We start from the raw sequence: 22,877 nt of genomic DNA, 5'->3' as shown, positions 1-22,877 counted from the left end.
CACGAACCAGGGCGAGGCGTTCCAGGTGTCGACCGCAGCCGGTGCGGACGGCATTCGTCGGCGCATCGAGGTGCGTTCGAGCTCGCCGGAGCATCAGGGCGACTGGGCGGTCTTTGCGCTCGCCAATGTCTCGGAAGAACAGCTGGAGCGCGTCATCGTCGCACCGCATTTCCGCCTTTCCGGTTCCAGGATGTTCTGGCCGGATCTCGGTTCGCAGCGGATCATGGCGATCACGCCGTCGGAAGGCTTTGCGCTCGACCGCGTGCCGAGCCCCGATGCCGACGTCTTCCGCATCACGCTCAACCCGGGCACCGTGATCACCTTCGTCGCCGAACTTGCGACACCGGAATTGCCGCAGATCTATCTGTGGGAACCGGACGCCTACAAGGACACGGTCAACGCCTTCACCCTCTATCGCGGTATCGTGCTTGGCATTGCCGGCCTGCTGGCGGTCTTCCTCACCATCCTCTTCGTGGTCAAAGGCACCTCCATGCTACCGGCGGCTGCAGCGCTCGCCTGGGCGGTTCTCGCCTATATCTGCGTCGACTTCGGCTTCCTCGAGAAGCTGATCTCGCTCACCTCCTCCGACATCCGAATATGGCGTGCGGGGGCGGAAGTGGCGCTTGCCTCCTCGCTCGTCATCTTCCTCTTTACCTATCTCAATCTCAATCGCTGGCACGTGCATCTCGGCTATGCGACGCTCGCCTGGATGCTCGGGCTTATCGTGCTCTTCGGCGTGGCGATCTTCGACCCGTCGATTGCGGCCGGCATTGCGCGCGTTTCCTTCGCGCTGACGGGCGTCGTCGGTATCGGGCTGATCATCTATCTCGGCTTCAATCGATACGACCGCGCCGTGCTTCTGGTGCCGACCTGGGCCCTGATCCTGGTCTGGCTCTTCGCCGGCTGGCTGACCGTGACCGGCCAGCTCGACAATGACATCATCCAGCCGGCGCTCGGCGGTGGTCTGGTTCTCATCGTTCTCCTGATCGGCTTCACCGTCATGCAGCACGCCTTTGCCGGCGGCGCCTATCAGCAGGGCCTCTTCTCCGATCTCGAACGCCAGTCGCTGGCGCTCACCGGTTCCGGCGACACCGTCTGGGACTGGGACGTGGCGCGCGACCGCGTGGTGACGAGCCCTGACGTCTCGATACGACTTGGCCTCTCGCCCGGCACCATGCACGGCCCTGCCCGCAACTGGCTGCCGCGCCTGCATCCTGACGATCGCGACCGCTTCCGCGCGACGCTCGACGTGCTGCTCGAACACCGAAAGGGCCGCCTCAGCCACGAATTCCGAATTCGCGCCGAAGATGGGCATTTCCACTGGCTGAAGATCCGCGCCCGGCCGGTGCTCGGTTCGAACGGCGAGGTCATCCGCTGCGTCGGCACGATCATCGATGTCACCGAGCAGAAAAACTCGATCGACCGGCTGCTGGTTGATGCCATGCACGACAATCTGACGGGCCTGCCGAACCGTGAAGTCTTCCTCGATCGGCTCCAGGCGATCCTGTCGCTGGCTTCCACCTCCGACAGCGTGCGGCCGACTGTGCTTGCGATCGATATCGACCGTTACAAGCAGGTCAATGACGCGCTGGGGATCGCTGCCGGCGACAATATCCTGATTGCCATCACCCGCCGCCTGCGCCGGCTCCTGAAGCCTCAGGATACGCTGGCGCGGCTTTCCGGCGACGAATTCGGCCTCATCCTGGTGTCGGAAAAGGATCCGGCCAAGATCGCCGACTTTGCCGATGCCGTTTCCAAGGCGATCATGGTGCCACTCAACTTTGCCAATCGCGAGATCAGCCTGACGGCCTCGATCGGCCTTGTCTCCTGGGTCGATCAGCAGGAAAGTGCGGCAAGCCTGCTCGCCGATGCGGAGCTTGCCATGTACCGGGCGAAGCGCACCGGCGGCAACCGCGTCGAGCCCTTCCGCCCGGCTTTCCGCACCGTCAGCACCGACCGGCTCCAACTCGAAACGGATCTCCGCCGCGCCATCGAGCGCAAGGAGCTGTCGATGGCCTATCAGCCGATCGTCAAGCTCGCCAATGGCGAGATCGCCGGCTTCGAGGCGCTGATGCGCTGGGATCATCCAAAGCGCGGCAACATCTCGCCGACGGAATTCATTCCGATCGCGGAAATGTCCGACCTGATCGAGCCGCTCGGCATGTTTGCGCTGGAGCGCGCCTCCAGCGACCTGATGGAGTGGGAACGCCAGACCGGCGAGCTTCCGGTCTTCGTCTCGGTGAACCTCTCCTCGGCTCAGCTGATTTCGAGCGAGATCTATAACGACATCCGCGCCATGCTGGTGAAGACGCAGTGCGATCCGAAGCGGATCAAGCTGGAGCTGACCGAAAGCGTCGTGATGGAAAACCCGGAACAGGCGCGCCTGATGCTGGAAAAGCTGAAGGACACCGGCATCAGCCTGGCGCTCGACGATTTCGGCACCGGCTATTCGTCGCTCGCCTATCTCACCCGCTTCCCTTTCGACACGATCAAGCTCGACAAGGCGCTGGTCTGCGACCAGTCGGACAAGAAGTCCGTGCTCTTGCGCTCCGTCGTCTCGATGGCCCGCGGGCTCGACATGCAGGTCGTGGCCGAGGGCATCCAGACCGACCAGGATGCTGCCGACCTCGCCATGATGGGCTGCGACTACGGCCAGAGCTATCTGTTCGGCCCGCCGCTCGGCGCCGAGTCTGTGCTGAGGTTGTTGAAGGAACGGTTTCCGCTAATGAAGCGGGCGTGAGGCGCCGGGTCTTTATGTGCGCTGGAGGGCGACGTGAAGACCGAGACCGACCAGGATTGCGCCCCCTGCCCTTTGCAGATTGCGCTGTAGGGACGAGACCCGAGATAGGCGCGTGGTAATCGCGCCGGCTGCCAGCACGCAGACGATGTCAGCAACCGTGAACATGGCGTTGACGGCCGTGCCGAGGATCAGGAACTGCAGCCAGACTGGAAAGCCTGCCGTCGCATCGATGAACTGCGGCAGGAAGGCCAGGAAGAAGATCGCCGTCTTCGGATTGAGCACCTCGACCAGCATGCTTTCGAGGAAAGCACGGCCCGCTGATTTTGCGGGCGGCAGTGCGCCGCTCATGCCACCAGCCGCGCGGGCGGCACGGAACATGCGGACACCGAGATAGATCAGATAGGCAGCGCCTGCGAGCTTCACCGCGAGATAAAGCGTGGGAACCAGGTGGAAAAGGATGGACAAGCCTGCGGCGGCCGCCACCACATGCACATAACATCCAACATGAATGCCAAGCGTCGCCATCAGGCCCGCGCGGCGATCCGCAGCCAGCGTGCGGGCCGCGACGTAGAGCATGGCCGGCCCCGGGATGAAGGCGAAGACGGCCGTGGTGACGAAGAAAGCGAAGAGGATTTCGACGGCAGGCATGGGATGGGCCTCACTGTGATCCGGGCATGATGGCCAGACGCTCGGATCATTGACCTCTCAGGTGGAGAGATGCAAGCCTTGCAACCGGGGTCGTCTGCAGCATGGGCCAGTTCCGCAGGATTTGTTGGTCTGGATCGTGCAAGACTTCAGACAACCTCAAGCACACCAGAGAGTTCTCATGCATCGCCAGAAAGTTTATCACGACCGTCTCGATCGGGTCCTCGACTACATCTACACCCATCTGGACGGTGATCTCTCTTTCGACCGTCTGGCGGACGTCGCCTGCCTATCGCCCTACCACTGGAGCCGGATCTATTCGGCCATGCGCGGAGAGACGATTGTTGCAACGATCCGGCGGCTGAGGCTCCAGCGTGCGGCGGATCAACTCGCGAATTCCGATGCTGATATCCAGGCCATCACCCGGCGCGCCGGTTACAGCGCTGCCGACAGTTTCGGGCGGGCATTCAAGGAGACCTTCGGGACGAGCCCGACTGCTTACCGCGGGATGGGCTCGCATGCCGCGTTCAAGGCCGCGAACATGGCCAAAGACGGCAGTGGCTTTCCCGTGACGGTGGAAACCTTGCCGGAGCGGCGTTGCGCCGGGATCGATCACATCGGGTCCTACATGCAGATCGACCATGCCATGGGCAAGCTGTTTGCCGAACTTGTCCAGCGCCGTCTTCTCCCGGCGGAGCCAGCCATGATCGGCGTGTTTTTCGACGATCCCGATCTCGGGCCCGAGCACGCTATGCGTTCGCGTGCCTGCTTGCCGATACCCGATCCGGTTGCCATCGATGCGCCGCTGGTGGAGACCGTTCTGCGCGGCGGGTGCTATGCGAAGCTCAGCTACAAGGGCCCCTATGCCGACATGCGGGGTGCCTATCGCTGGCTGCTCGGCGTCTGGCTGCCCGCCTCCGGTTACGAGCCAGATGATGCTCCCATCTTCGAAGCCTATCTCAACGACCCGCGCAATACGCCGCAAGCGGAACTGCGTACCGACATTCACCTGCCTCTGAAAGCCGCACCATGACCGTGCCACCTGTGCCGGACGCCATTTACCGCGCACTCTCTCGCCACTCAGAAAACGGGCGGGAGCGTCTCCTGGACATCCGCCAAATGATCTTCACGATCGCGGCGGAGATCGGAGATGTCGGCTCACTGACGGAAACGCTTAAATGGGGCGAGCCCGCTTACTTGACCGAGGTCAGCCGAAGCGGAACCACCATTCGGCTGGGCGCCACCCGAGAGGCGCCCCATGAGAGTGCTCTGCTGTTCAACTGCAAGACAAGCCTCATCGGCATGTTTCGCACCGCATTTCCAGCAGATTTCAAATTCGAGGGAAACCGTGCGCTTGTGATCCCTGCCGACCGCGCAATGCCTCGCACGCCGTTGCTATTCTGCCTGACTGCAGCTCTGACCTATCACCAGCGGAAGAGCACAGGCTCTCGCCACCAGCGACACTAAAGGGGCCGGCCCATCAAGCGTGCCCGGCATCCATCGACAGCATCGCGGGATTGATGCCCATCAGCCCCAGGGCCCGGTCGTATTTGTTGTCGAGGCTACGGTCGAAGATCAGGCTTTCGGTGGCCGCGCAATGCAGCCAGCCGTTCTGGGCGATCTCCTCTTCCAGCTGCCCCGGGCCCCAGCCGGCATAGCCAAGCAGCATGGTGGCGTGGCGGGGACCGCGACCGTCCGAAATGGCGCGGACAATGTCGAGCGTGGCGGTGAGCGAGATGTCGTCGCTGACGGGGATCGAGCTGTCCGACAGATAGTCGTCGGAATGCAGCACGAAGCCGCGGTTCTGCTCGACCGGGCCGCCGCACTGGATGGGGAAATGGCGGGCGTGATCGGGCAGCATGATCGCATCGTTACGGTCGATCAGCTCCAGATGCAGAAGGAGATCGGCGAAGGTCACCGATTGCGAACGATTGATGATGAAGCCCATGGCGCCGGCATCGGAATGGGCGCAGATATAGACGACCGCACGGGCAAAATTGCCGTCGGGCATGCCCGGCATGGCAATCAGCAGCTGTCCATCCAGGAAGCCGCGTTCTCTCAGATCGGTTTTCGACGACAATGCCATGCCCGCCTCCTTGGTTCGCCTTGTCGGCAATCGGCTTCACGCGTGGTTCAGATGTGGTCTCCCATTCAAGATGGGCCAGAAGCGGGTTCCGATCAACCCAAAATGATGACCATGAAGCAAGCGTGACTGGCCAAGCCGACAACGATCTTCTAGAGCCGGAGACATGAGCCCCAGAATGAACTTCGCGATGTCTTGTTCCAATCTCTCAGTCATTTCCCGCGGCAGCCGCGCATGGATCGTTGCGGCGGCTATCGGCCTGCTCTCGCTCCTCCCCGCCACGCCGTCACTTGCGGCAAGCAGCAACTGGGCCCTGAACGAAGGCGGGCGTATGCGTCTGATCCTGCTTCCCCAGGAGGCAGACGGGACGAGACACGGCGCCCTGGTGATCGAGCCGAAGCCGGGCTGGATCACCTATTGGAAAGAGCCCGGCGATGTCGGCATTCCGCCCGCTATCACGCCGGCGCCGGGCGCCGCCTACACCGTGGAACGTGTCGGCTTTCCCGTGCCTAAGATTCTAACGAACGGCGACATGACCGATGTCGGCTATGACCATCCCGTGACCCTGCCGATCACCCTCAAGAACGCGCCCGATGACACCGGCGTGACGCTGAGTGCCTTTGTCGGGGTCTGCCAGAACATCTGCATTCCCTTCCAGGCCGATCTCAGCGTGCCGCCAGACACAGACGGCGTGGCCAATGCTGTCGAAACGGCGCTTGTCCGCGCTGCCCAGGCCCAGGTGCCGCCCGGCCCCTCGCCCGAGTTTCACGTCGTTGACCACCAACTCGGCGCAGACCACAGGGAACTCGTGGTCAGGCTCAAGATGCCTGCCGGCGCCGACAGTCCGCAGGCTTTTGTGAGCGGGCCGAGCGGCCATGTCTTCACCCATTCCGTCGCCTCCCGAGGCACAGGTGGCGAGACGGTTCTGACACTGCCGATCGGCAAGCTGCCGAAGAAATACAAGATCGCCGGCAAGCACTGGGGCATTCTCGTGGTCAGCGGCAACAGGGCCATGGAAACCACGCTTGCCTTTGATTGACCCATTCCTATATTCGCCTCGATTGCCATTCGGAGGGGTTCTGGATGGAGCAACCAAGCGAGGACGATTTCATGACCATTGCCATTGGCGACAAGCTGCCCCAGGCCACCTTCAAGGAAAAGACCGCCGACGGTCCGGTGGAGATCACCACGGAACAGCTGTTTGCGGGCAAGAAGGTCATCGTCTTCGCCGTACCAGGAGCCTTTACCCCTACCTGCACGCTGAACCACCTGCCGGGCTACCTGGAAAACCGTGATGCGCTGATGGCGCGCGGCGTCGACGACATCGCCGTCATCTCCGTCAATGACTGGCACGTGATGGGCGCCTGGGCGCAGCATTCGGGTGGCCAGGGCAAGATCCATTTCCTCGCCGACTGGGACGCCTCCTTCACCAAGGCGCTCGGCCTCGACATCGACCTGTCGGGCGGCGGGCTCGGCGTACGCTCGAAGCGCTATTCGATGCTGGTCGAGGACGGCGTTCTGAAGAGCCTCAATATCGAGGAGAACCCCGGCCAGGCGACGGTTTCCTCGGCTGCGACGATGATCGAGCAGCTCAGCGCCTGAGCTCTGATGATATTTTCCAAACGAGAAGAGGCCCGGGAAACCGGGCCTCTTCTCGTTTTCGTAAGCGTCAGTGCGCCAGATCGAAGACGAGTATGCCGGCCAGGCCGCCGTCGGTTGCGCCGACGATGCGTTCGCCGACTTCGACATGCTTCGGATGCTTCAGGTAATAGTCGCGGACCATCTCGTCCTCGAAGGTGACGATGAAGCCGTCATTGTAGCCGCTTGCCAGCCCTTCCGGCGAGACATTCGCCCCGGCCTTCACCTCCAGCATGCCCGGCACCACGTCCTTCAGATCGGCAATGGCCGCATAGATCGCCTGCTTCTCGGCCTCCTGGACGGCGGCCTTGAAGCGCAGGAACACGCAGTGCTGGATCATGGATGTCTCCCGTGATGGTGTTTTGACGGGAGCATAGGGGCAACGGGCGAAAGGGCAAGGGGATGAGGACGCGTCCTGCCCTTTTCCACTCAGCTCACTTCACCATCAGGGACTTGGGAAAGCCGCCCGATTTCTTGAAGGGCTCCATACCCTTGCGGGCCAGTTCATCGGCGCGTTCGTTTTCCGGGTGGCCGGCATGGCCCTTGACCCAGTGCCACTTGACCTTGTGGCGCTGGTTGGCGACGTCGAGCGCCTGCCAGAGTTCGCCGTTCTTCACCGGCTTCTTGTCGGCGGTCTTCCAGCCGTTCTTCTTCCAGCCGAAGATCCACTTGGAGATGCCGTCCATGACGTATTTGCTGTCGGTGTAAAGGTCGACTTCGCAGGCGTCTTTCAGCGCATTCAGTGCGGTGATCGTGGCCAGCAATTCCATCCGATTGTTGGTGGTGTCCGCCTCGCCGCCGGAAAGCTCCTTCTCGGTTTCGCCGTAGCGCAGCACCGCGCCCCAGCCCCCGGGGCCGGGATTTCCCGAGCAGGCGCCGTCTGTGTAGATCTCGACATGTTTCATGCAATCAGTCCGTATTCGGAGGCATTGGTGACCGCGCGGTGGAAGCGCAGCTTCTTCAGATATTCAAGCGGATCCTTCTTCACCACCAGGGCGCCGGCCGGCGTCGTCAGCCAGTCATAGAGGCGGGTCAGAAAGAAGCGCAAAGCAGAACCGCGGCAGAGGATCGGCAGGGCCTCGATCTCGGCGGCCGAGAGCGGGCGCACCGACTGGTAGCCCTCGATCATGGCCTTGCCCTTGGTGATGTTGTAGGCGCCGTCCTTTTCGAAGCACCAAGAATTCAGGCAGATCGAGAGGTCGTAGACCAGGAGGTCGTTGCAGGCGAAATAGAAATCGATCAGGCCCGACAGGGTGTCGCCGAGGAAGAAGACGTTATCCGGGAAGAGATCGGCATGGATGACGCCAGCGGGCAGGTCCTTCGGCCAATGGATGGAGAGGAAATCCAGCTCGGCGCCGATCTCGGCCTCCAGCCCCTCCTCCACTTCGTCGGCACGCGCCTCGGATTTCGCCCAGAGCACCTGCCAGCCTTCGAGCGACAGGGCATTTGGTCGCGTGAGTTCGAAGCCTTCGCCGGCGATATGCATCTTGGCAAGCGCAGCCCCCACCTCGCGGCAATGCTGCGCCTCGGGCTTTCTCAGCCACATGCCTTCGAGGAAGGATATGAGGGCGGCCGGACGGCCGGAGAGTTCTCCGAGCAGCTCGCCATCCTTGCGCGGCAATGGCAGCGGGCAGTTGAGACCGCGCTCGGAGAGATGATGCATCAGGCCGAGGAAGAACGGCAGGTCCGACTTTTCGACCCGCTTTTCGTAAAGCGTCAGGATCAACGGAAACTTCGAGGTGTGCAGCAGGAAGTTGGAGTTCTCCACGCCTTCGGCGATGCCCTTGTAGGAGAGCAGTTCGCCTGCCTCATACTGCGCCAGAAAGGCCTTGAGGTCGACTTCGTTGATATCGGTATAGACTGCCACAGCGTTGGTTCCGTGCCGCTTCGGGGATTGCCCCCGAGTCCTATAACGGGTGGGCTGCAGGTGCCAGCCCCGCAACGACATCGGGCACAGGAAATGGTGCTTGCAGGCGCGGCGGGCATGACTTCGATGGTCACGCAGAGAGCGCATAGCCCCTGATGTTGTTCGGATTGTCGTCGCTCATCATCTGACGCTCTGCCGCCCTGGCCAAGAAACCAGAGCGCGTCAGACCATGCGCCTCTGCATGGGCATCAATGGCACGCAGGAGGTCTTCGGCCAGAGTGATGTTGACGCGAACTGCCTTCTTCGCCGGGGTTCTCAGCGGGATGAGAACGGCCACGGCATCGCCATTTTCAGGATCAGACATGATCGCCTCGAGCGACGACGGCTCCGGAATGGCCTCACCATCCTCAATCATGCCTTCGACGTGGAATGCCAGAGCTTCCTCCGCCATGCGGCGTGCATCGTCCAGATCCGTACCCGCCGTGGCGACACCGGGAAAATCGGGAAAGGAGACGCCATAATCGCTGTCGGGATCCTTGTGGATCAGACCAATGAAATTCTGCATTAGCTCACCTCAGCTTCAATGAAGACTGCTTCTCAATATTTTTCAGGGTGCCGATTGGCAGATCTCTCTTCGGATGGGGAACAGTGACTCGGCCGGGCTTCTTGTCATGCTTGAATTGGACATGACTTCCCTTGGTGGACACTTCGTACCACCCGTCAGCTTTCAACGCGGCGATGACTGCTGAACTCCTCATGCCAAGAAATATACACACTCGATGCGCACTTTTCAAGGCGTCCGCCCTGTGCCGATTTTGCATCAGCACTTTACGAACTGCTAATGTCGATCCGATAGCATTTCTGAAACAACGCGGGACTGTTGCAATGAATCTCCCCACAACTGCTCGCATGGCACACGACTTTGCGGCGGCCATGAACCTCGCGCTCATCGTGGTCGACAGCCAAGGCGACATCCGCTTCGCCAATGCCGCCTTCTGCGCCATGTTCGGCTATGAAGCCGAGCAGGTTCATGGCCGGCAGATCACCATGATCATTCCCGAGCGCATGCGTGGCGCCCATACGGCGGGCATGGCCAATGCCGCGGCGGGCGCCAAGCCAGGGCTTGCGGGAAAGCCGGTGGAAGTGTCAGCGCTGAAGAGCGACGGAACGGAATTTCCGATCGAGATCACGCTCTCCATGTGGACGTCAGAGGACGGTTTCTGGGCCGGGGCAACCATTCGTGACATCTCCGAACGGCGCGAGCGTGATGCGCGGTTGATGCGCCTGGCCTCGCACGACACCTTGACCGGGCTGCACAACCGGCATGAATTCATGAGCGTTCTGGCTGAAAAGCTATCCTCGGGTGCGGCCTGCACGCTCCTGATGATGGATCTGGATGGCTTCAAGGACGTCAACGATACGCATGGCCATCTTGTCGGCGATAGCCTCCTGCAAGCGGTGGGTGTGCGGCTACCCTATCTGCTTGGCGAGAACGCGGTGATCGGACGCCTCGGCGGCGACGAGTTTGCGGTGCTCCTCCCTGACAGTGGTGATCCGCTCTTTGCACAAAGCGAGGCGGCGCGGATCCTCGAAGCATTCCGCAAGCCTTTCAGCCTCGGAGGTCTGGAGCTGGAACTGGGCGCGAGCATCGGGATTGCGCTTTCGCCCTCCCATGGCGGCGAAGCGGAAGAACTGCTGGCCTCGGCCGATTTCGCCCTCTACCGCGCCAAGGCGGCCGGTGGCCGAGCCTATCGCTTCTTCGAGACATCCATGCGCAACGAAAGCCAGGCCAAACGCGACATGCGCGACCGGCTGCGTCGCGCGCTGCAGAATGATGAACTCGAGATGTTCTACCAGCCGCAGGTCGACCTTGCGACACGCAGCGTGGTGGGCTTCGAAGCGCTGATCCGCTGGAACCATCCCGAGCTCGGCGTGCTTTTGCCGGGTGCCTTCCTGCCGTCTCTGGAGCAAAGCTCGCTTGCCTGCGACATCGGCTGGTGGACCATTGAAGAGGCGTGCCGGATGGCTGCGCTCGTCAATCGACCGGACGGCCGATACCGGATCGCCGTCAATCTCTTTCCGCAACAGTTCCGGTCGCCGCATCTGTGCGACCGCGTCGGAGAGGCGCTGGAACACCATCAGGTGGCGCCCGAGTGGCTGGAACTGGAGATCACCGAACAGGTCGCGCTGAACGATGCGGATGCAAGCGTGCAGGCCCTGAAGGCAATCCGCGACCTCGGCGTGTGTGTCGCCTTCGATGATTTCGGGACCGGATTTGCGTCCTTGAGTTCGCTGCAACGCTATCCGCTGACCACCCTCAAAATCGATCGCGGCTTCATCCGCGATATTCGCACGCGACCTTCGGATGCCGCGATCACCAAGGCGCTTGTCGCGATGAGCCGGGAGATGGGATTGCGCACGGTGGCCGAGGGCATAGAGGTCATTGCGCAAGAGAGCGTCTTGCGCGAGATCGGTTGCCAGGAAGGCCAAGGTTATCTCTATGGCCGCCCGATGCGTCTCATGGATGCCCTGGCATGCGTCGACCGGACCGGGGGCGCGAAGAAGATCCCGTCGACGGGGCGCTAACGCGAAACGCCTCGGTCGCCCTATTTGCTCCGGAGCTGCAGCAGTCGGCCGGTTCTGGTCTTGGCTGCAATCTGCTTCTTGCCGAAGGCGCAATAGGCACTCTTATCAGCGCGGTACAGGCCGTTCTGCTTCTCGAACCGATCGATAGCGTCCGCCAACCGGCCCTTGTCGATGCTGTCGGCGGATAGCCGCGCCTGTGAGCGGGCCAGTTGAGGGCGCGACCTGAGTTCAGCCATCAGGCCATCGAAGTTCATGGCGAGCTCCGGGCATTTCCGCTGCAGGAGGCGCGCCTTGCCGACCTCAAGCGTGTAGTCAAAGAAAGCTTCTTCGATGGCTGGACTGGCTGCAGGTTTCGGCGCTTCGGACGAAGTGGAACAAGCGGTGAGAGACAGAAGGCAAACGAGGCCAGACGAAACCATCTTTTTCAAAATCGATATCCTCAAATTTCAGGCTGCTGAGGCGGTCATCCATTGACCCAGGCCATATCCTCTCGGGTCAGTTCAACATCGCGCAATTCGCGGTTGACCAGGAAGTGTTCGTTTTCTTCCGCCGTGATCGCCAGCTCGACTTTGGCATCGAAGCGCTGGCGGAAGGCGTCGATGATTTCGTCGACGATGACTTCCGGGGCGGACGCGCCGGCGGAAATGCCGAGCGTTCCGATCTCGCCGATCTCGGACCAGTCGATCTCGGAGGCCCGCTGAACGAGCATCGAGCGGGTGGCCCCTGCCCTCAAGGCGACTTCGACGAGGCGCTTAGAATTCGACGAATTGGGTGCGCCGACGACGATGAAGAGGTCGCAGCCGGGAGCAGCCGCCTTCACCGCTTCCTGGCGGTTGGTGGTGGCGTAGCAGATACTGTCGGCCGAGGGCGCAGTCAGGTTCGGGAAGCGTTGCATCAGGCGGGCGATGACGCCGGCGGTGTCGTCCACGGAGAGCGTGGTCTGGGTGACGTAGCCGAGATTGTCCGGATCTGCCGGCTGGTAGGCATCGGCTTCTTCGACCGTCTCTACAAGGGAGACTGTACCTTCCGGAAGCTGGCCCATGGTGCCGATGACTTCGGGATGGCCGGCATGGCCGATCAGGATCACGTGGCGGCCGAGGCGCTGGTGACGCATGGCCTGCTTGTGGACCTTGGAGACCAGCGGACAGGTGGCATCGAGATAGAAGAGGTTGCGGCTTGCCGCGTCTTCCGGGACGGATTTTGGCACGCCATGGGCGGAGAAGACCACGGGCTGCTGGCGGTGCTCGGCAGGGATCTCGTCGAGTTCCTCGACAAAGATCGCCCCCTTGGCCTCGAGCCCTTCCACGACATAACGGTTGTGGACGATCTCGTGGCGGACATAGACCGGCGCCCCATAACGCTTAAGGGCGAGCACGACGATCTGGATCGCGCGATCGACGCCAGCGCAGAAGCCGCGCGGGCCGCAAAGCCTGATCGTCAGAGGGGGGCGGTTCATGTGCATGTTCATCGGGTCAGCCGGCAATCAGGACAGCAATAATGGCGATGGCTGCGGGAAGCGCCTGGATGACGAAAATCTTCCGCGAGGCCGTTGCACCCCCATATAGGCCGGCGACCAGCACACAGCCAAGGAAAAACAACTGAATTTGAAAACCAAGGGCAGTATCGGGATGCAGCAGCCCCCAGATCAGGCCGGCCGCAAGGAAGCCGTTGTAGAGGCCCTGATTGGCGGCCATGACCTTGGTCGCTTCGGCCTGTTCCGGTTTCATGCCGAAGGCGCGGCGACCGGTCGGTGTCGTCCAGAGAAACATCTCGAGGATCAGAATATAGATGTGTTCAAGCGCGACGAGCGCGACCAGTGTCGAAGCGAGATAGGACATGCATGTACCCCTTGGCGGCGATCGATCGGGACCGCACGGCCTTGCGTGTTTAGCCGAAAAGCTCTCTTCGGACTATCGGGTTTTGCGCCTGAACAGACCTGCGACCGCGACAGCCACGAGGGCAACTGCCAGGCCGTACCAGGTGATGACATATTGCATGTGGTTGTTGGGCAGGTCGATCTGCGTCACGCCACCTTTGGGCAGACCACCGGCGACCGGGGTCGAATCGGCATCGAGGAAGAAGGGCAGAACACGATCTGCCGGCAGGTCCACGGAGGCCGCCATGCGGCTCAGATCCTTCCAGTAGAAGATGTTCGCCGCTTCATCATTGTCTGGCACCAGCGAGGAGGGTTTTTCCGTCAGCTCTTCCCGGGCGAGGCCGGTGACCGTCTGAAGCCCTTCGATCTGCCCCTCACCGCGGCTGGCGGGATCCTTGCGGTCGTAAGGAACGAATCCGCGGTTGACCAGGAGATAGCGGCCATCCTCCAGTTGAAGCGGTGTGTAGACGTAGAAGCCCGACTGTCCGCCGAAGGTCGCCAGGAAATGGCGCTCCTTGTCATGCAGATATCGGCCAGCGACCGTGGCGTGGCGATAGTCGATCGCCTCGCCCTCGGCCATCAGGCGCTCCAAAGCCGCGACATCCAGGGGAGCGGCATTGCTGCGTTCCTGGATGTCGGCGAGCAGGCTTTCCTTCCAGTGCAGCCTGTTGACCTGCCAGGTGCCGAGCGAAAGCAGGATGACGAGCGCTACCGGCACCAGAACCAGTGCGGCCCAGAACCGCCAGGTGCGGCGCCCCTGTTGGTCTGCCTCGTTCAGCCGGGAATCAGCCACGGTCGATCACCCCTTGCGAGGCGTTGTGCTTGTATTGCAGGGCGATCAGCAGCGCCTTCAGGAAGCGCATGAGCCAAAGCGTCAGCGCCACGCCAAGCGGGGCAAAGACAAGGATGTGTAGCCACATGGAGGGCTGATAGGTCAGTTCCACCCAGACCGCGAACCCGACCACCAGGAGATCGGCCAGCAGGATGACGAAGATCGCCGGACCATCACCGGCATCGATCCAGGAGAGATCGAGGCCGCAGGAATTGCAGCGGGCCTTCGGCTTGGTGAAGCCGTCGAAGAGCTTGCCATTGCCGCAGCGGGGGCAGGATGCCGTCAGCGCCGCCTTGACCGGATCCACCGGCGGAAATTTCGCGTTGTCTTCGGTCATCAGCGCTCTCCTTGATACTGTCTCATGTCCCCGGCCAACCCTTAGAGCATGCAGTCGTTCCCGACGAGTGCCGGATCGTCGCACGGGCCGAAAACACGAAGGGCGGCTTTCGCCGCCCTTCTGGAACTTTCGTCACCCGGATCAGTGGGCGAGCGGCGCACCCCAGTCGCCCCAGATGTAGATGGCGAAGAAGAGGAACAACCAGACGACGTCGACGAAGTGCCAGTACCAGGCAGCGGCTTCGAAGCCGAAATGCTGCTGCGGGGTGAAGTGGCCAGCGAGCGCACGGAACAGGCAGACAATCAGGAAGATCGTGCCAACCAGAACGTGGAAGCCGTGGAAGCCGGTCGCCATGAAGAAGGTTGCGCCATAGATCGAGTTTTTGAAGTCGAAGGGCGAGACGGCGTATTCATAGGCCTGAACGAAGGAGAACAGGACGCCGAGCAGCACGGTCAAGAGCAGGCCGTAGACGAGGCCCTTCCGATCGTTGTGCAGCATGGCATGGTGCGCCCAGGTCACGCAGGTGCCCGAGAGCAGCAGGATGACGGTGTTGTAGAGCGGCAGGTGCCAGGGATCGACGACCTCAATGCCGACAGGCGGCCACTGACCACCGGTGAACTCGACGCGGCTGGCCTGGATCGCTTCGTTGGCGAAGAGGCTGGCATCGAAGAAGGCCCAGAACCAGGCGACGAAGAACATCACTTCGGAAGCGATGAACATGATCATGCCGTAGCGCAGGTGCAGCGACACGACGCGGGTGTGATGGCCTTCGTGGGCTTCCTTGATGGTGTCTGCCCACCAGGCGAACATGGTGAAAAGCACGATCGCGAGGCCGATATAGAACAGCCACGGATTGGCCCAATCCACGCCGAAGAGGTTCAGCGAACCGCCGTTGAGGTAGCGCATGTAGCCGACGCCACCGAAGGTGAGGACGAAGGCGCCGATCGAGGCCAGGAGCGGCCAGGGGCTCGGATCGATGATGTGGTAGTCGTGGTTCTTCTGGTGCGCTTCGGCCATTTCAGCAATCCCCGAATGTCAATTTCATTACGAGTTCCGGCGAACCGGAGCCCTCTCACAGTTTCGGCTGTTCCTCGCCCTCACCGACCGACAATGCGGCCACCGGCTCCTGATCATCGCGCGGATAGAAGGTGTAGGACAGGGTAATCGTTCCGATGCCCTTTGTCTCCTCCGCCTCGACGATGGCGGGGTCGACAAAGAAGACGACCGGCATTTCCAGTGTTTCGCCCGGCTGCAACGTGGTCTTCGTGAAGCAGAAGCACTGGACCTTGTTGAAGTAGGCGCCGGCTTCGCCGGGCGTCACGTTGAAGATCGCCTCGCCGGTGACCGGATGGGGCGAATTGTTCGTCGCGGTATAGGTGATCTGCACGGTTTCGCCGATCTTCGGCGTCACCTTCTTGTCGACCGCCTTGAAATCCCAGTTGAGGCCGGGAGAGGCATTGGCGTCGAAGGTGACGTTGATCGTGCGGTCGAGCACGACATCCGACATCTGTTCGACGCGCTGTGTCGTGCCGCCATAGCCGGTGACCTGGCAGAAGAGCTGGTAGAGCGGAACGGCAGCATAGGCCATGCCGATCATGCCACCGACGAACACGACGCAAGCGGTCGCCACGCCGAGATTGCGACGCTCCGAAGCTTTCTTGTCATCGTAGGATACAGTCACGGTGTGAAGCCTCTTTAACCCACGTTACCGATCTTGATGATGGTCACCACGTAGAAGATGACCACCAGAGCTGCGAGCACCACGCCGAGCGCGATGTTGCGGCCGCGGCGAGATTTCTTCTGCTTGTCGTTCAGTTCGACGGTGTCCATCAGGCGGCACCTCCAAGGCTTGCCGCAAAGGGCGCGACGTAAAGGTCGATCATCAGAGCCGAGAAGATCGCGAAGAGATAGAAGATCGAATAGGCGAACAGCTTCTTGGCCGGCACCATCTTCTCGTCGCCGTCGGCCATGCGCCAGACGGCGATGGAACAGTGCACGAAGATGGCGCCGAGAAGGGCTGCCACAATGCCGTAGCCGATCGACGACAGGCCTGTGAAGCTCGGTAGGACGCCGGTCACGGCCGTCAGGACCGCATAGACGGCGATCTGGCGCTTGGTCGAGGGGATGCCTGCAACGTTCGGCATCATGGGAACGCCGACTGCGCCGTAGTCCTTCATCTTGAACAGCGCGAGCGCCCAGAAATGCGCCGGCGTCCAGAGGAAGATGATCATGAACAGGATGAAGCTGTCGAGCGATACGCCGCCGGTGACGCAGGCCCAGCCGACCATGGGCGGAAAGGCCCCGGCCGCACCGCCGATGACGATGTTCTGCGGGGTCGAGCGCTTGAGCCACATCGTATAGACGACGGCGTAGAAGAAGATGGTGAAGGCGAGCAGGAAGGCTGCGAACCAGTTGACGGCAAGGCCAAGCACGCCGACCGAAAAGACCGAGAGAACGAGGCCAAAGGCGAGCGCCTCTTCTGGCGTGACGCGACCGGCCGGAACCGGGCGGCTTGCCGTGCGGCTCATGATGGCGTCGATGTCGGCATCGTACCACATGTTGAGCGCGCCGGATGCGCCGGCGCCGACGGCGATGCAGAGGATCGCAATGAAACCGATGACCGGATTGATGGAGCCGGGGGCGAGCACGAGGCCGGCCAGTGCCGTGAAGACGACGAGCGACATGACCCGCGGCTTCAGGAGCGCGAAGAAATCGCGCGGGCCGGCTTCGGACAGGCGGACCTCGCCTTCGATGCCGAATACGTCGCGATTGTCGATGACCGTCATGCTTTCGAATTCCGTCTTTCGTTTGGTTTTGCGGGCGCCGCGATCCTGAGGACCGCGGCGCCCGATATCCGTGCGCAGGTTACGCGCTGCTTACTTGATCTTCGGCAGCTGTTCCCACTGGTGGTATGGCGGCGGCGAAGACAGCTGCCATTCCAGCGTGGTTGCACCTTCACCCCAGGGGTTGTCGCCAGCGACGCGCTTCTTGGCGAAGGCTTCGAAGACGCCGTAGAGGAAGACGAGAACCGCAAAGGCCGAGATGTAGGAGCCGATCGACGAGACATAGTTCCAGCCGGCATAGGCATCCGGATAGTCGATGTAACGGCGCGGCATGCCGGCAAGGCCGAGGAAGTGCTGCGGGAAGAACACGAGGTTCACGCCGACGAACATGACCCAGAAGTGCAGCTTGCCGACGAACTCGTTGTACATGTAGCCGGTGATCTTCGGGAACCAGTAGTACCAGCCAGCGAAGATCGCGAAGACGGCGCCGAGCGACAGAACGTAGTGGAAGTGGGCCACGACGTAATAGGTGTCATGCAGCGAGCGGTCGAGGCCGGCATTGGCGAGCTGGACGCCCGTAACACCACCGACGGTGAAGAGGAAGATGAAGCCGATCGCCCAGACCATCGGGGTCTTGAAGGTCAGCGAGCCGCCCCACATCGTCGCGATCCAGGAGAAGATCTTGATGCCGGTCGGCACCGCGATGACCATGGTTGCGAAGAGGAAGTAACGCTGGGCGGCGAGCGAGAGGCCGACCGTGTACATGTGGTGAGCCCACACTACGAAGCCGACGGCGCCGATGCCGACCATGGCGTAGGCCATGCCGAGGTAGCCGAAAACAGGCTTCTTCGAGAAGGTCGAGATGATGTGGCTGACGATGCCGAAACCGGGCAGGATCAGGATGTAGACTTCCGGGTGACCGAAGAACCAGAACAGGTGCTGGTAGAGAACCGGGTCACCACCGCCTTCGGGCGAGAAGAAGGTCGTGCCGAAGTTGCGGTCGGTCAGAAGCATGGTGATGCCGCCAGCGAGAACAGGCAAGGACAGCAGCAGAAGGAAGGCAGTGACCAGAACGGCCCAGGCGAAGAGCGGCATCTTGTGCAGCGTCATGCCCGGAGCGCGCATGTTCAGGATCGTGGTGATGAAGTTGATCGCACCGAGGATCGAGGACGCACCGGAGACGTGGAGCGCGAAGATCGCAAGGTCAACCGCCGGACCGGGCTGACCCGAGGTCGCGAGCGGCGGATAGAGCGTCCAGCCACCACCGACGCCGTAGGCGCCTGCCGGACCTTCGACGAACATCGAAAGTACGAGCAGCAGGAAGGCCGGGACGATCAGCCAGAAGGAGATGTTGTTGAGGCGCGGGAAAGCCATGTCCGGAGCACCGATCATGATCGGGATCATCCAGTTGGCGAAGCCGCCGATCAGCGCAGGCATGACCATGAAGAAGATCATGATCAGCGCGTGCGCCGTCGTGAAGACGTTATACATGTGCTTGCCGCCATCGATGGCAGCGTCACCTTCGAAGCCGTAGACCATCTGGGCCAGGCCGTGGAAGATCTGGATGCCAGGCTCCTGAAGCTCCATGCGCATGGCAACCGACATGGCGGCACCGATGATACCCGCAACGATCGCGAAGATCAGGTAGAGGGTACCGATGTCCTTGTGGTTGGTCGACAGGAACCAGCGGGCGAAGAAGCCCGGCTTATGGTCATGATGTGCGTGTTCGTCGTGGGCAACAGAGCCAGCCATTGACCTCACTCCTCTCAGTTCGTGGTGTTTTCGGCAGTCTGGACGGCGGCATCGCCGTCGACAGCAGCCATGAGAGCGCGGTTGGCGCCCGACAGATCCGAGGTCGCAGCCTCAAGCCAAGTCGCGTATTGCTCGTCGGTGACGACGCGGATGGCGATCGGCATGTAGGCGTGGTCCTTGCCACACAGCTCCGAACACTGGCCGTAGTAGAGACCTTCACGGTCGGCGCGGAACCAGGTTTCGTTCAGGCGGCCGGGGATCGCGTCGATCTTGATGCCGAAGGCCGGCATTGCGAAAGCGTGGATAACGTCGGTCGGGGCGGCCGTGACCAGCAGGCGAACGGTCTTGCCGACGGGAACGACGACTTCGTTATCAACAGCCAGAAGGCGCGGATAACGGGCGACATCTTCCTTGCCGATGGCAGCACGGTCGGTTTCCTTCAGCATGTAGCTATCGAAGGATACGGCCTGCTCGCCCTCGTATTCGTAGGACCAGAGCCACTGCGTTGCGGTCGCCTTGATCGTGACATCAGGATTTTCCGGCATCTTCAGCTGATAGGTCAGCAGGTTGAAGGACGGAATGGCAATCGCGAATAGGATGAGAACCGGAGCCACCGTCCAAACGATCTCGATCGCCGTGTTGTGGCTCGTCTTCGACGGCACCGGATTGGCAGCCGCGCGGAACTTCACGACCACGAGGATCAGGAGAATCAGAACGAAGATGGTGATCGGAACGATGAACCACAGTGTGTACTGCTCGAACCAGCTGTTGAACTCCATGATGGAGGTGGCTGGTTCCTGCATACCCATCTGCCAGGGCTTCGGCTGATCGGCGAAGCCTACAGAAGCGAAAAGCAGACAGGCCAAAGCGGCCAAGGCTGCATAGGTTCTCTTCATCACGGTTTGGTCTCCCACAAGCGCTTGATCCACATCAAACCATAGCGCAAAAATCATGCTAGTGTCGCCGTTTCAAATCACAGATTGGCCGCAATCGCAATACGCCCGCGCGAAAGGCGGTGCGGCATTTTTGCGCTTCATCAAATAGATGCGCCTGCATTCACAAGCTTTCGCCAGATGGGGCCAAAAAGGCCGTCCGATTGCACTTCGATCCCGGTGCTGCAGTCCCAATTATGCCGTAGTCGACCTTAAAACAGGCGTCGGGGCTTCCATTTGCGGACCCTCGCGACAAGAATGTCGACAATGATTCGTTTTCCAGAGGTTTTCATGGGTCTGCCTAGACTTGCCTGGTCGAGCCTGACCGCGAGCGCCGTGCTGATGGCCGCACTCGCCACCCCGGCGCTGAGCCAGCAACCGCAACAACAGCCGGGCTCGATCCGTTCCAACCATGGTGCCTGGTCTGTCATCTGCGACAAGCCGGCCGGCGCCTCGGAAGAGCAATGTGCGCTGATGCAGAACGTGATTGCGGAAGACCGGCCGGAAGTCGGCCTCTCCGTCGTCGTCCTGAAGACCGCCGATCGCAAGGCCCGCATCCTGCGCATTCTTGCACCGCTCGGCGTCCTCCTGAAGGACGGCATGGAGCTCTTTGTCGACGGCAACAATATCGGTCGCGCCTATTTCACCCGCTGCTTCTCGGAAGGCTGCTATGTCGAAGTCGAGATCGACGAAGAGCTGATGAAGATCCTGCGCGCCGGCAAGGCCGCCGTCTTTGCCCTGCGCGAATCGGCAGACCAGGACCGCGTCGGCATTCCGATCGAGCTTGCAGGTTTCGGCGAAGGCTATGACACGCTGCCGTAAGGCGCAGTCGCCGGATCGTGATGACATTCTCTAGAGGGGCAAGTCCGGCGGGCTTGCCCCTCTTTCGTTGCGCGCCTACATGCTGGATGCCAGCGCCCAAGGAGACATGCATGACCCAGGACCTTCTCTCCCTTTTCGATTGCGACGAGGCGACCCTCACACGGCGCGTCGCCGATGCTCTGAAGGGCGCTGACGACGGCGAGCTTTTCGTCGAACACGCCCAGGCGGAATCGCTGACCTTTGACAATGGGCGCCTGAAGGGTGGCTCGTTCAACACCGACCAGGGCTTCGGCCTGCGCGCCGTCGCCGACGAAGCGGTCGGCTATGCCCATTCCGGCGAGCTGTCACTGGCCGCGCTGTCTAGAGCGGCAGATGCAGTCGGTGCCGTGACCCATGGTTATTCGGGCTCTTACGCGACAGCACCGCAGCGGACCAATGCCAAACTCTATGGCGACGGCAATCCGATCGGCTCCCCGACCTTCGAGGAGAAGGTTAAGCTGCTGTCGGAGATCGATGCCTATCTGCGCGACAAGGACCCCAAGGTCCGGCAGGTGACGGCAACCGTCGGCGCCAGCTGGCAGGTGGTCGAGATCCTGCGCGCCGACGGCCACCGGGTGCGTGACATCAGACCGATGACCCGCATCAGCATTTCCATTGTCACCGGCCAGGGTGACCGCCAGGAAAGCGGCTCCTTCGGTGTGGGCGGGCGCATGGGTTTCAACGAATTCCTGACCGAGGAGAGCTGGCGTCGCGGTGCCGACGATGCCCTGCGCCAGGCGCTGGTCAATCTCGAAGCCCAGGAAGCGCCGGCCGGCACCATGGACATCGTGCTTGGCAATGGCTGGCCGGGCGTCATGCTGCACGAGGCCGTCGGGCACGGCCTGGAAGGTGACTTCAACCGCAAGAAGACATCGGCGTTTGCCGGGCTGATGGGTGAGATGGTGGCAGCTCCCGGTGTGACCGTCGTTGACGACGGCACCATCAACGACCGGCGCGGCTCGATCACCGTCGACGACGAGGGCACGCCGTCCGCCTACAATGTGCTGATCGAGAACGGCAAACTCGTCGGCTACATGCAGGACCGGCAGAACGCCCGGCTGATGGGCATGAAGGCGACCGGCAACGGTCGCCGCCAGGGTTATGCGCACCAGCCCATGCCGCGCATGACCAATACCTACATGCTGTCGGGTGACAAGACACCGGACGAGATCATCGCCTCGGTGAAAAAGGGCATCTATGCCGTCTCCTTCGGCGGCGGCCAGGTCGACATCACCTCGGGCAAGTTCGTCTTCGGCTGCACCGAGGCCTATCTGATCGAAAACGGCAAGATCGGAGCACCGGTCAAAGGCGCCATGCTGATTGGCAACGGTCCCGATGCTATGAAACGTATCTCGATGATCGGCAACGACACCAAGCTCGACACCGGCATCGGCAATTGCGGCAAGGCCGGCCAGTGGGTGCCGGTCGGCGTTGGTCAGCCGCATCTGCGGATGGACCAGATTACGGTGGGCGGGACCAAGGCTTGAGGGAGAACGCGCTCGTCCCCGAACTCGCAGTCATTGACTGGCGGACGAGCCGCACTTTCTACCGCGACCTGATCGGATTTGAGATTGCCTATGAGCGGCCCGAGGAAGGCTTCAGTTTTCTGACCCTCGGAGACGCGCAGCTGATGATCGACCAGATCGGAATCGGTCGGACCTTCAAAGTTGAGGGCGCTCCTGTCGAACGGCCCTTCGGCCGCGGCCTGAACATGCAGATCCGTGTCGCTGATGTCTCGGTCATACTTGATCGCCTCGCTGCGGCAAGCGTGGCGCTGTACCTGCCGCTCGAGGAGAAATGGTATCGCCGCGACGACCATGAGGTCGGCAACCGGCAATTCGTCGTAGCCGATCCGGATGGGTATCTCTTGAGGCTGTTCGAAGATCTCGGGGAGCGGCGGGGGCCTATTAAGACATTCGATGGTGCCGGACAGCTACCAGGCTAG

27 protein-coding genes are annotated in these 22,877 nt (G+C 61.7%); 9 read left to right on the top strand and 18 right to left on the bottom strand.

Annotated elements, in window-relative coordinates:
* On the top strand, positions 1 to 2,740 hold a 2,740-nt coding region (locus QWE_RS13940), incomplete at its 5' end, for an EAL domain-containing protein (RefSeq protein ID WP_006726787.1).
* A gap of 12 nt (positions 2,741 to 2,752) precedes the next feature.
* Here QWE_RS13940 and QWE_RS13935 read toward each other — a convergent pair.
* The gene (locus QWE_RS13935) at positions 2,753 to 3,388 is read right to left on the bottom strand and encodes a LysE family translocator (protein ID WP_006726786.1); all 636 of its coding nucleotides are present in this window, start codon (positions 3,386 to 3,388) and stop codon (positions 2,753 to 2,755) included.
* 178 nt (positions 3,389 to 3,566) lie between these two features.
* Here QWE_RS13935 and QWE_RS13930 point away from each other — a divergent pair, with 178 nt between their 5' ends.
* Together QWE_RS13930 and QWE_RS13925 are read left to right on the top strand one after the other, a co-directional pair.
* Positions 3,567 to 4,418: an AraC family transcriptional regulator gene (locus QWE_RS13930; protein ID WP_006726785.1), complete on the top strand. Its 852-nt coding sequence runs from the start codon at positions 3,567 to 3,569 to the stop codon at positions 4,416 to 4,418.
* Positions 4,415 to 4,852, top strand: coding sequence for a hypothetical protein (locus QWE_RS13925; protein ID WP_040300149.1), 438 nt, complete (start codon positions 4,415 to 4,417; stop codon positions 4,850 to 4,852). The genes QWE_RS13930 and QWE_RS13925 overlap by 4 nt, the downstream gene beginning before the upstream one ends.
* Positions 4,853 to 4,865: 13 nt before the next feature.
* Here QWE_RS13925 and QWE_RS13920 read toward each other — a convergent pair whose 3' ends face one another.
* Positions 4,866 to 5,471, bottom strand: a complete 606-nt coding sequence (locus QWE_RS13920; RefSeq protein WP_006726783.1) for a YqgE/AlgH family protein — start codon at positions 5,469 to 5,471, stop codon at positions 4,866 to 4,868.
* 163 nt (positions 5,472 to 5,634) lie between these two features.
* Here QWE_RS13920 and QWE_RS13915 point away from each other — a divergent pair, with 163 nt between their 5' ends.
* Positions 5,635 to 6,507, top strand: coding sequence for a protein-disulfide reductase DsbD domain-containing protein (locus QWE_RS13915; RefSeq protein ID WP_100220907.1), 873 nt, complete (start codon positions 5,635 to 5,637; stop codon positions 6,505 to 6,507).
* Positions 6,508 to 6,578: 71 nt separating this feature from the next.
* Positions 6,579 to 7,070 carry a peroxiredoxin gene (locus tag QWE_RS13910; RefSeq protein WP_006726781.1) on the top strand — a complete coding sequence of 164 codons (492 nt, stop codon included), beginning with the start codon at positions 6,579 to 6,581 and terminating at the stop codon, positions 7,068 to 7,070.
* A 67-nt stretch (positions 7,071 to 7,137) separates the two neighbouring features.
* On the opposite strand, the gene QWE_RS13905 is transcribed toward QWE_RS13910, so the two are convergent.
* The 5 genes from QWE_RS13905 to QWE_RS13885 all read right to left on the bottom strand — a co-directional run bounded on the left by QWE_RS13905 (position 7,138) and on the right by QWE_RS13885 (position 9,731).
* A complete protein-coding gene (locus QWE_RS13905; RefSeq protein WP_006726780.1) occupies positions 7,138 to 7,446 on the bottom strand; it encodes a Dabb family protein in 309 nt (102 codons plus the stop codon).
* Between the two features lie 94 nt (positions 7,447 to 7,540).
* A complete protein-coding gene (gene rnhA, locus QWE_RS13900; protein WP_006726778.1) occupies positions 7,541 to 8,011 on the bottom strand; it encodes a ribonuclease HI in 471 nt (156 codons plus the stop codon).
* The gene (locus QWE_RS13895) at positions 8,008 to 8,973 is read right to left on the bottom strand and encodes a homoserine kinase (RefSeq protein WP_006726777.1); all 966 of its coding nucleotides are present in this window, start codon (positions 8,971 to 8,973) and stop codon (positions 8,008 to 8,010) included. The genes rnhA and QWE_RS13895 overlap by 4 nt, the downstream gene beginning before the upstream one ends.
* 130 nt (positions 8,974 to 9,103) lie before the next feature.
* Positions 9,104 to 9,538, bottom strand: coding sequence for a type II toxin-antitoxin system HicB family antitoxin (locus QWE_RS13890; RefSeq protein ID WP_006726776.1), 435 nt, complete (start codon positions 9,536 to 9,538; stop codon positions 9,104 to 9,106).
* A gap of 4 nt (positions 9,539 to 9,542) precedes the next feature.
* Complete coding sequence (locus QWE_RS13885) at positions 9,543 to 9,731, bottom strand: type II toxin-antitoxin system HicA family toxin (protein ID WP_006726774.1); 189 nt, start codon at positions 9,729 to 9,731, stop codon at positions 9,543 to 9,545.
* Between the two features lie 127 nt (positions 9,732 to 9,858).
* Between QWE_RS13885 and QWE_RS13880 the strand changes: the two genes are divergently transcribed.
* On the top strand, positions 9,859 to 11,559 hold the full coding sequence (locus QWE_RS13880) for a putative bifunctional diguanylate cyclase/phosphodiesterase (protein ID WP_167539701.1): 1,701 nt from the start codon (positions 9,859 to 9,861) through the stop codon (positions 11,557 to 11,559).
* A 20-nt stretch (positions 11,560 to 11,579) separates the two neighbouring features.
* Here QWE_RS13880 and QWE_RS13875 read toward each other — a convergent pair whose 3' ends face one another.
* From QWE_RS13875 to coxB, 11 genes are all read right to left on the bottom strand, one after another.
* Positions 11,580 to 11,978, bottom strand: coding sequence for a DUF5333 family protein (locus QWE_RS13875; protein WP_240532549.1), 399 nt, complete (start codon positions 11,976 to 11,978; stop codon positions 11,580 to 11,582).
* A 44-nt stretch (positions 11,979 to 12,022) separates the two neighbouring features.
* Positions 12,023 to 13,021, bottom strand: a complete 999-nt coding sequence (ispH, locus tag QWE_RS13870; RefSeq protein WP_420804558.1) for a 4-hydroxy-3-methylbut-2-enyl diphosphate reductase — start codon at positions 13,019 to 13,021, stop codon at positions 12,023 to 12,025.
* A gap of 10 nt (positions 13,022 to 13,031) precedes the next feature.
* Complete coding sequence (locus QWE_RS13865) at positions 13,032 to 13,397, bottom strand: DUF1304 domain-containing protein (protein ID WP_006726769.1); 366 nt, start codon at positions 13,395 to 13,397, stop codon at positions 13,032 to 13,034.
* 72 nt (positions 13,398 to 13,469) lie between these two features.
* Entirely contained in the window at positions 13,470 to 14,213 is a 744-nt protein-coding gene (locus tag QWE_RS13860) for an SURF1 family protein (RefSeq protein WP_052018195.1), read from the bottom strand.
* A 7-nt stretch (positions 14,214 to 14,220) separates the two neighbouring features.
* Positions 14,221 to 14,604 (bottom strand): DUF983 domain-containing protein, encoded by a 384-nt coding sequence (locus tag QWE_RS13855; RefSeq protein WP_006726767.1) that lies wholly within the window; start codon positions 14,602 to 14,604, stop codon positions 14,221 to 14,223.
* Between the two features lie 141 nt (positions 14,605 to 14,745).
* The gene (locus QWE_RS13850) at positions 14,746 to 15,621 is read right to left on the bottom strand and encodes a cytochrome c oxidase subunit 3 (RefSeq protein ID WP_006726766.1); all 876 of its coding nucleotides are present in this window, start codon (positions 15,619 to 15,621) and stop codon (positions 14,746 to 14,748) included.
* A gap of 55 nt (positions 15,622 to 15,676) precedes the next feature.
* Positions 15,677 to 16,285 (bottom strand): cytochrome c oxidase assembly protein, encoded by a 609-nt coding sequence (locus QWE_RS13845; RefSeq protein ID WP_006726765.1) that lies wholly within the window; start codon positions 16,283 to 16,285, stop codon positions 15,677 to 15,679.
* 14 nt (positions 16,286 to 16,299) lie between these two features.
* Complete coding sequence (locus tag QWE_RS25905; protein ID WP_006726764.1) at positions 16,300 to 16,434, bottom strand: hypothetical protein; 135 nt, start codon at positions 16,432 to 16,434, stop codon at positions 16,300 to 16,302.
* Positions 16,434 to 17,390 (bottom strand): heme o synthase, encoded by a 957-nt coding sequence (locus QWE_RS13835; protein ID WP_006726763.1) that lies wholly within the window; start codon positions 17,388 to 17,390, stop codon positions 16,434 to 16,436. The genes QWE_RS25905 and QWE_RS13835 overlap by 1 nt, the downstream gene beginning before the upstream one ends.
* Before the next feature lie 90 nt (positions 17,391 to 17,480).
* On the bottom strand, positions 17,481 to 19,139 hold the full coding sequence (ctaD, locus tag QWE_RS13830; protein WP_006726762.1) for a cytochrome c oxidase subunit I: 1,659 nt from the start codon (positions 19,137 to 19,139) through the stop codon (positions 17,481 to 17,483).
* Positions 19,140 to 19,153: 14 nt separating this feature from the next.
* A complete protein-coding gene (gene coxB, locus QWE_RS13825) occupies positions 19,154 to 20,038 on the bottom strand; it encodes a cytochrome c oxidase subunit II (RefSeq protein WP_085942937.1) in 885 nt (294 codons plus the stop codon).
* A 375-nt stretch (positions 20,039 to 20,413) separates the two neighbouring features.
* Here coxB and QWE_RS13820 point away from each other — a divergent pair, with 375 nt between their 5' ends.
* The 3 genes from QWE_RS13820 (at position 20,414) to QWE_RS13810 (ending at position 22,877) form a co-directional block, all read left to right on the top strand.
* Positions 20,414 to 20,893: an invasion associated locus B family protein gene (locus QWE_RS13820; protein WP_371418469.1), complete on the top strand. Its 480-nt coding sequence runs from the start codon at positions 20,414 to 20,416 to the stop codon at positions 20,891 to 20,893.
* 110 nt (positions 20,894 to 21,003) lie between these two features.
* Positions 21,004 to 22,419, top strand: a complete 1,416-nt coding sequence (tldD, locus tag QWE_RS13815) for a metalloprotease TldD (RefSeq protein ID WP_006726759.1) — start codon at positions 21,004 to 21,006, stop codon at positions 22,417 to 22,419.
* Positions 22,416 to 22,877, top strand: coding sequence for a bleomycin resistance protein (locus tag QWE_RS13810; protein ID WP_006726758.1), 462 nt, complete (start codon positions 22,416 to 22,418; stop codon positions 22,875 to 22,877). Before tldD ends, QWE_RS13810 begins: the two co-directional genes overlap by 4 nt.

The organism is Agrobacterium albertimagni AOL15, assembly GCF_000300855.1.
Lineage (GTDB): Bacteria > Pseudomonadota > Alphaproteobacteria > Rhizobiales > Rhizobiaceae > Allorhizobium > Allorhizobium albertimagni.
This window is presented reverse-complemented; position numbering and strand designations above follow the sequence as displayed.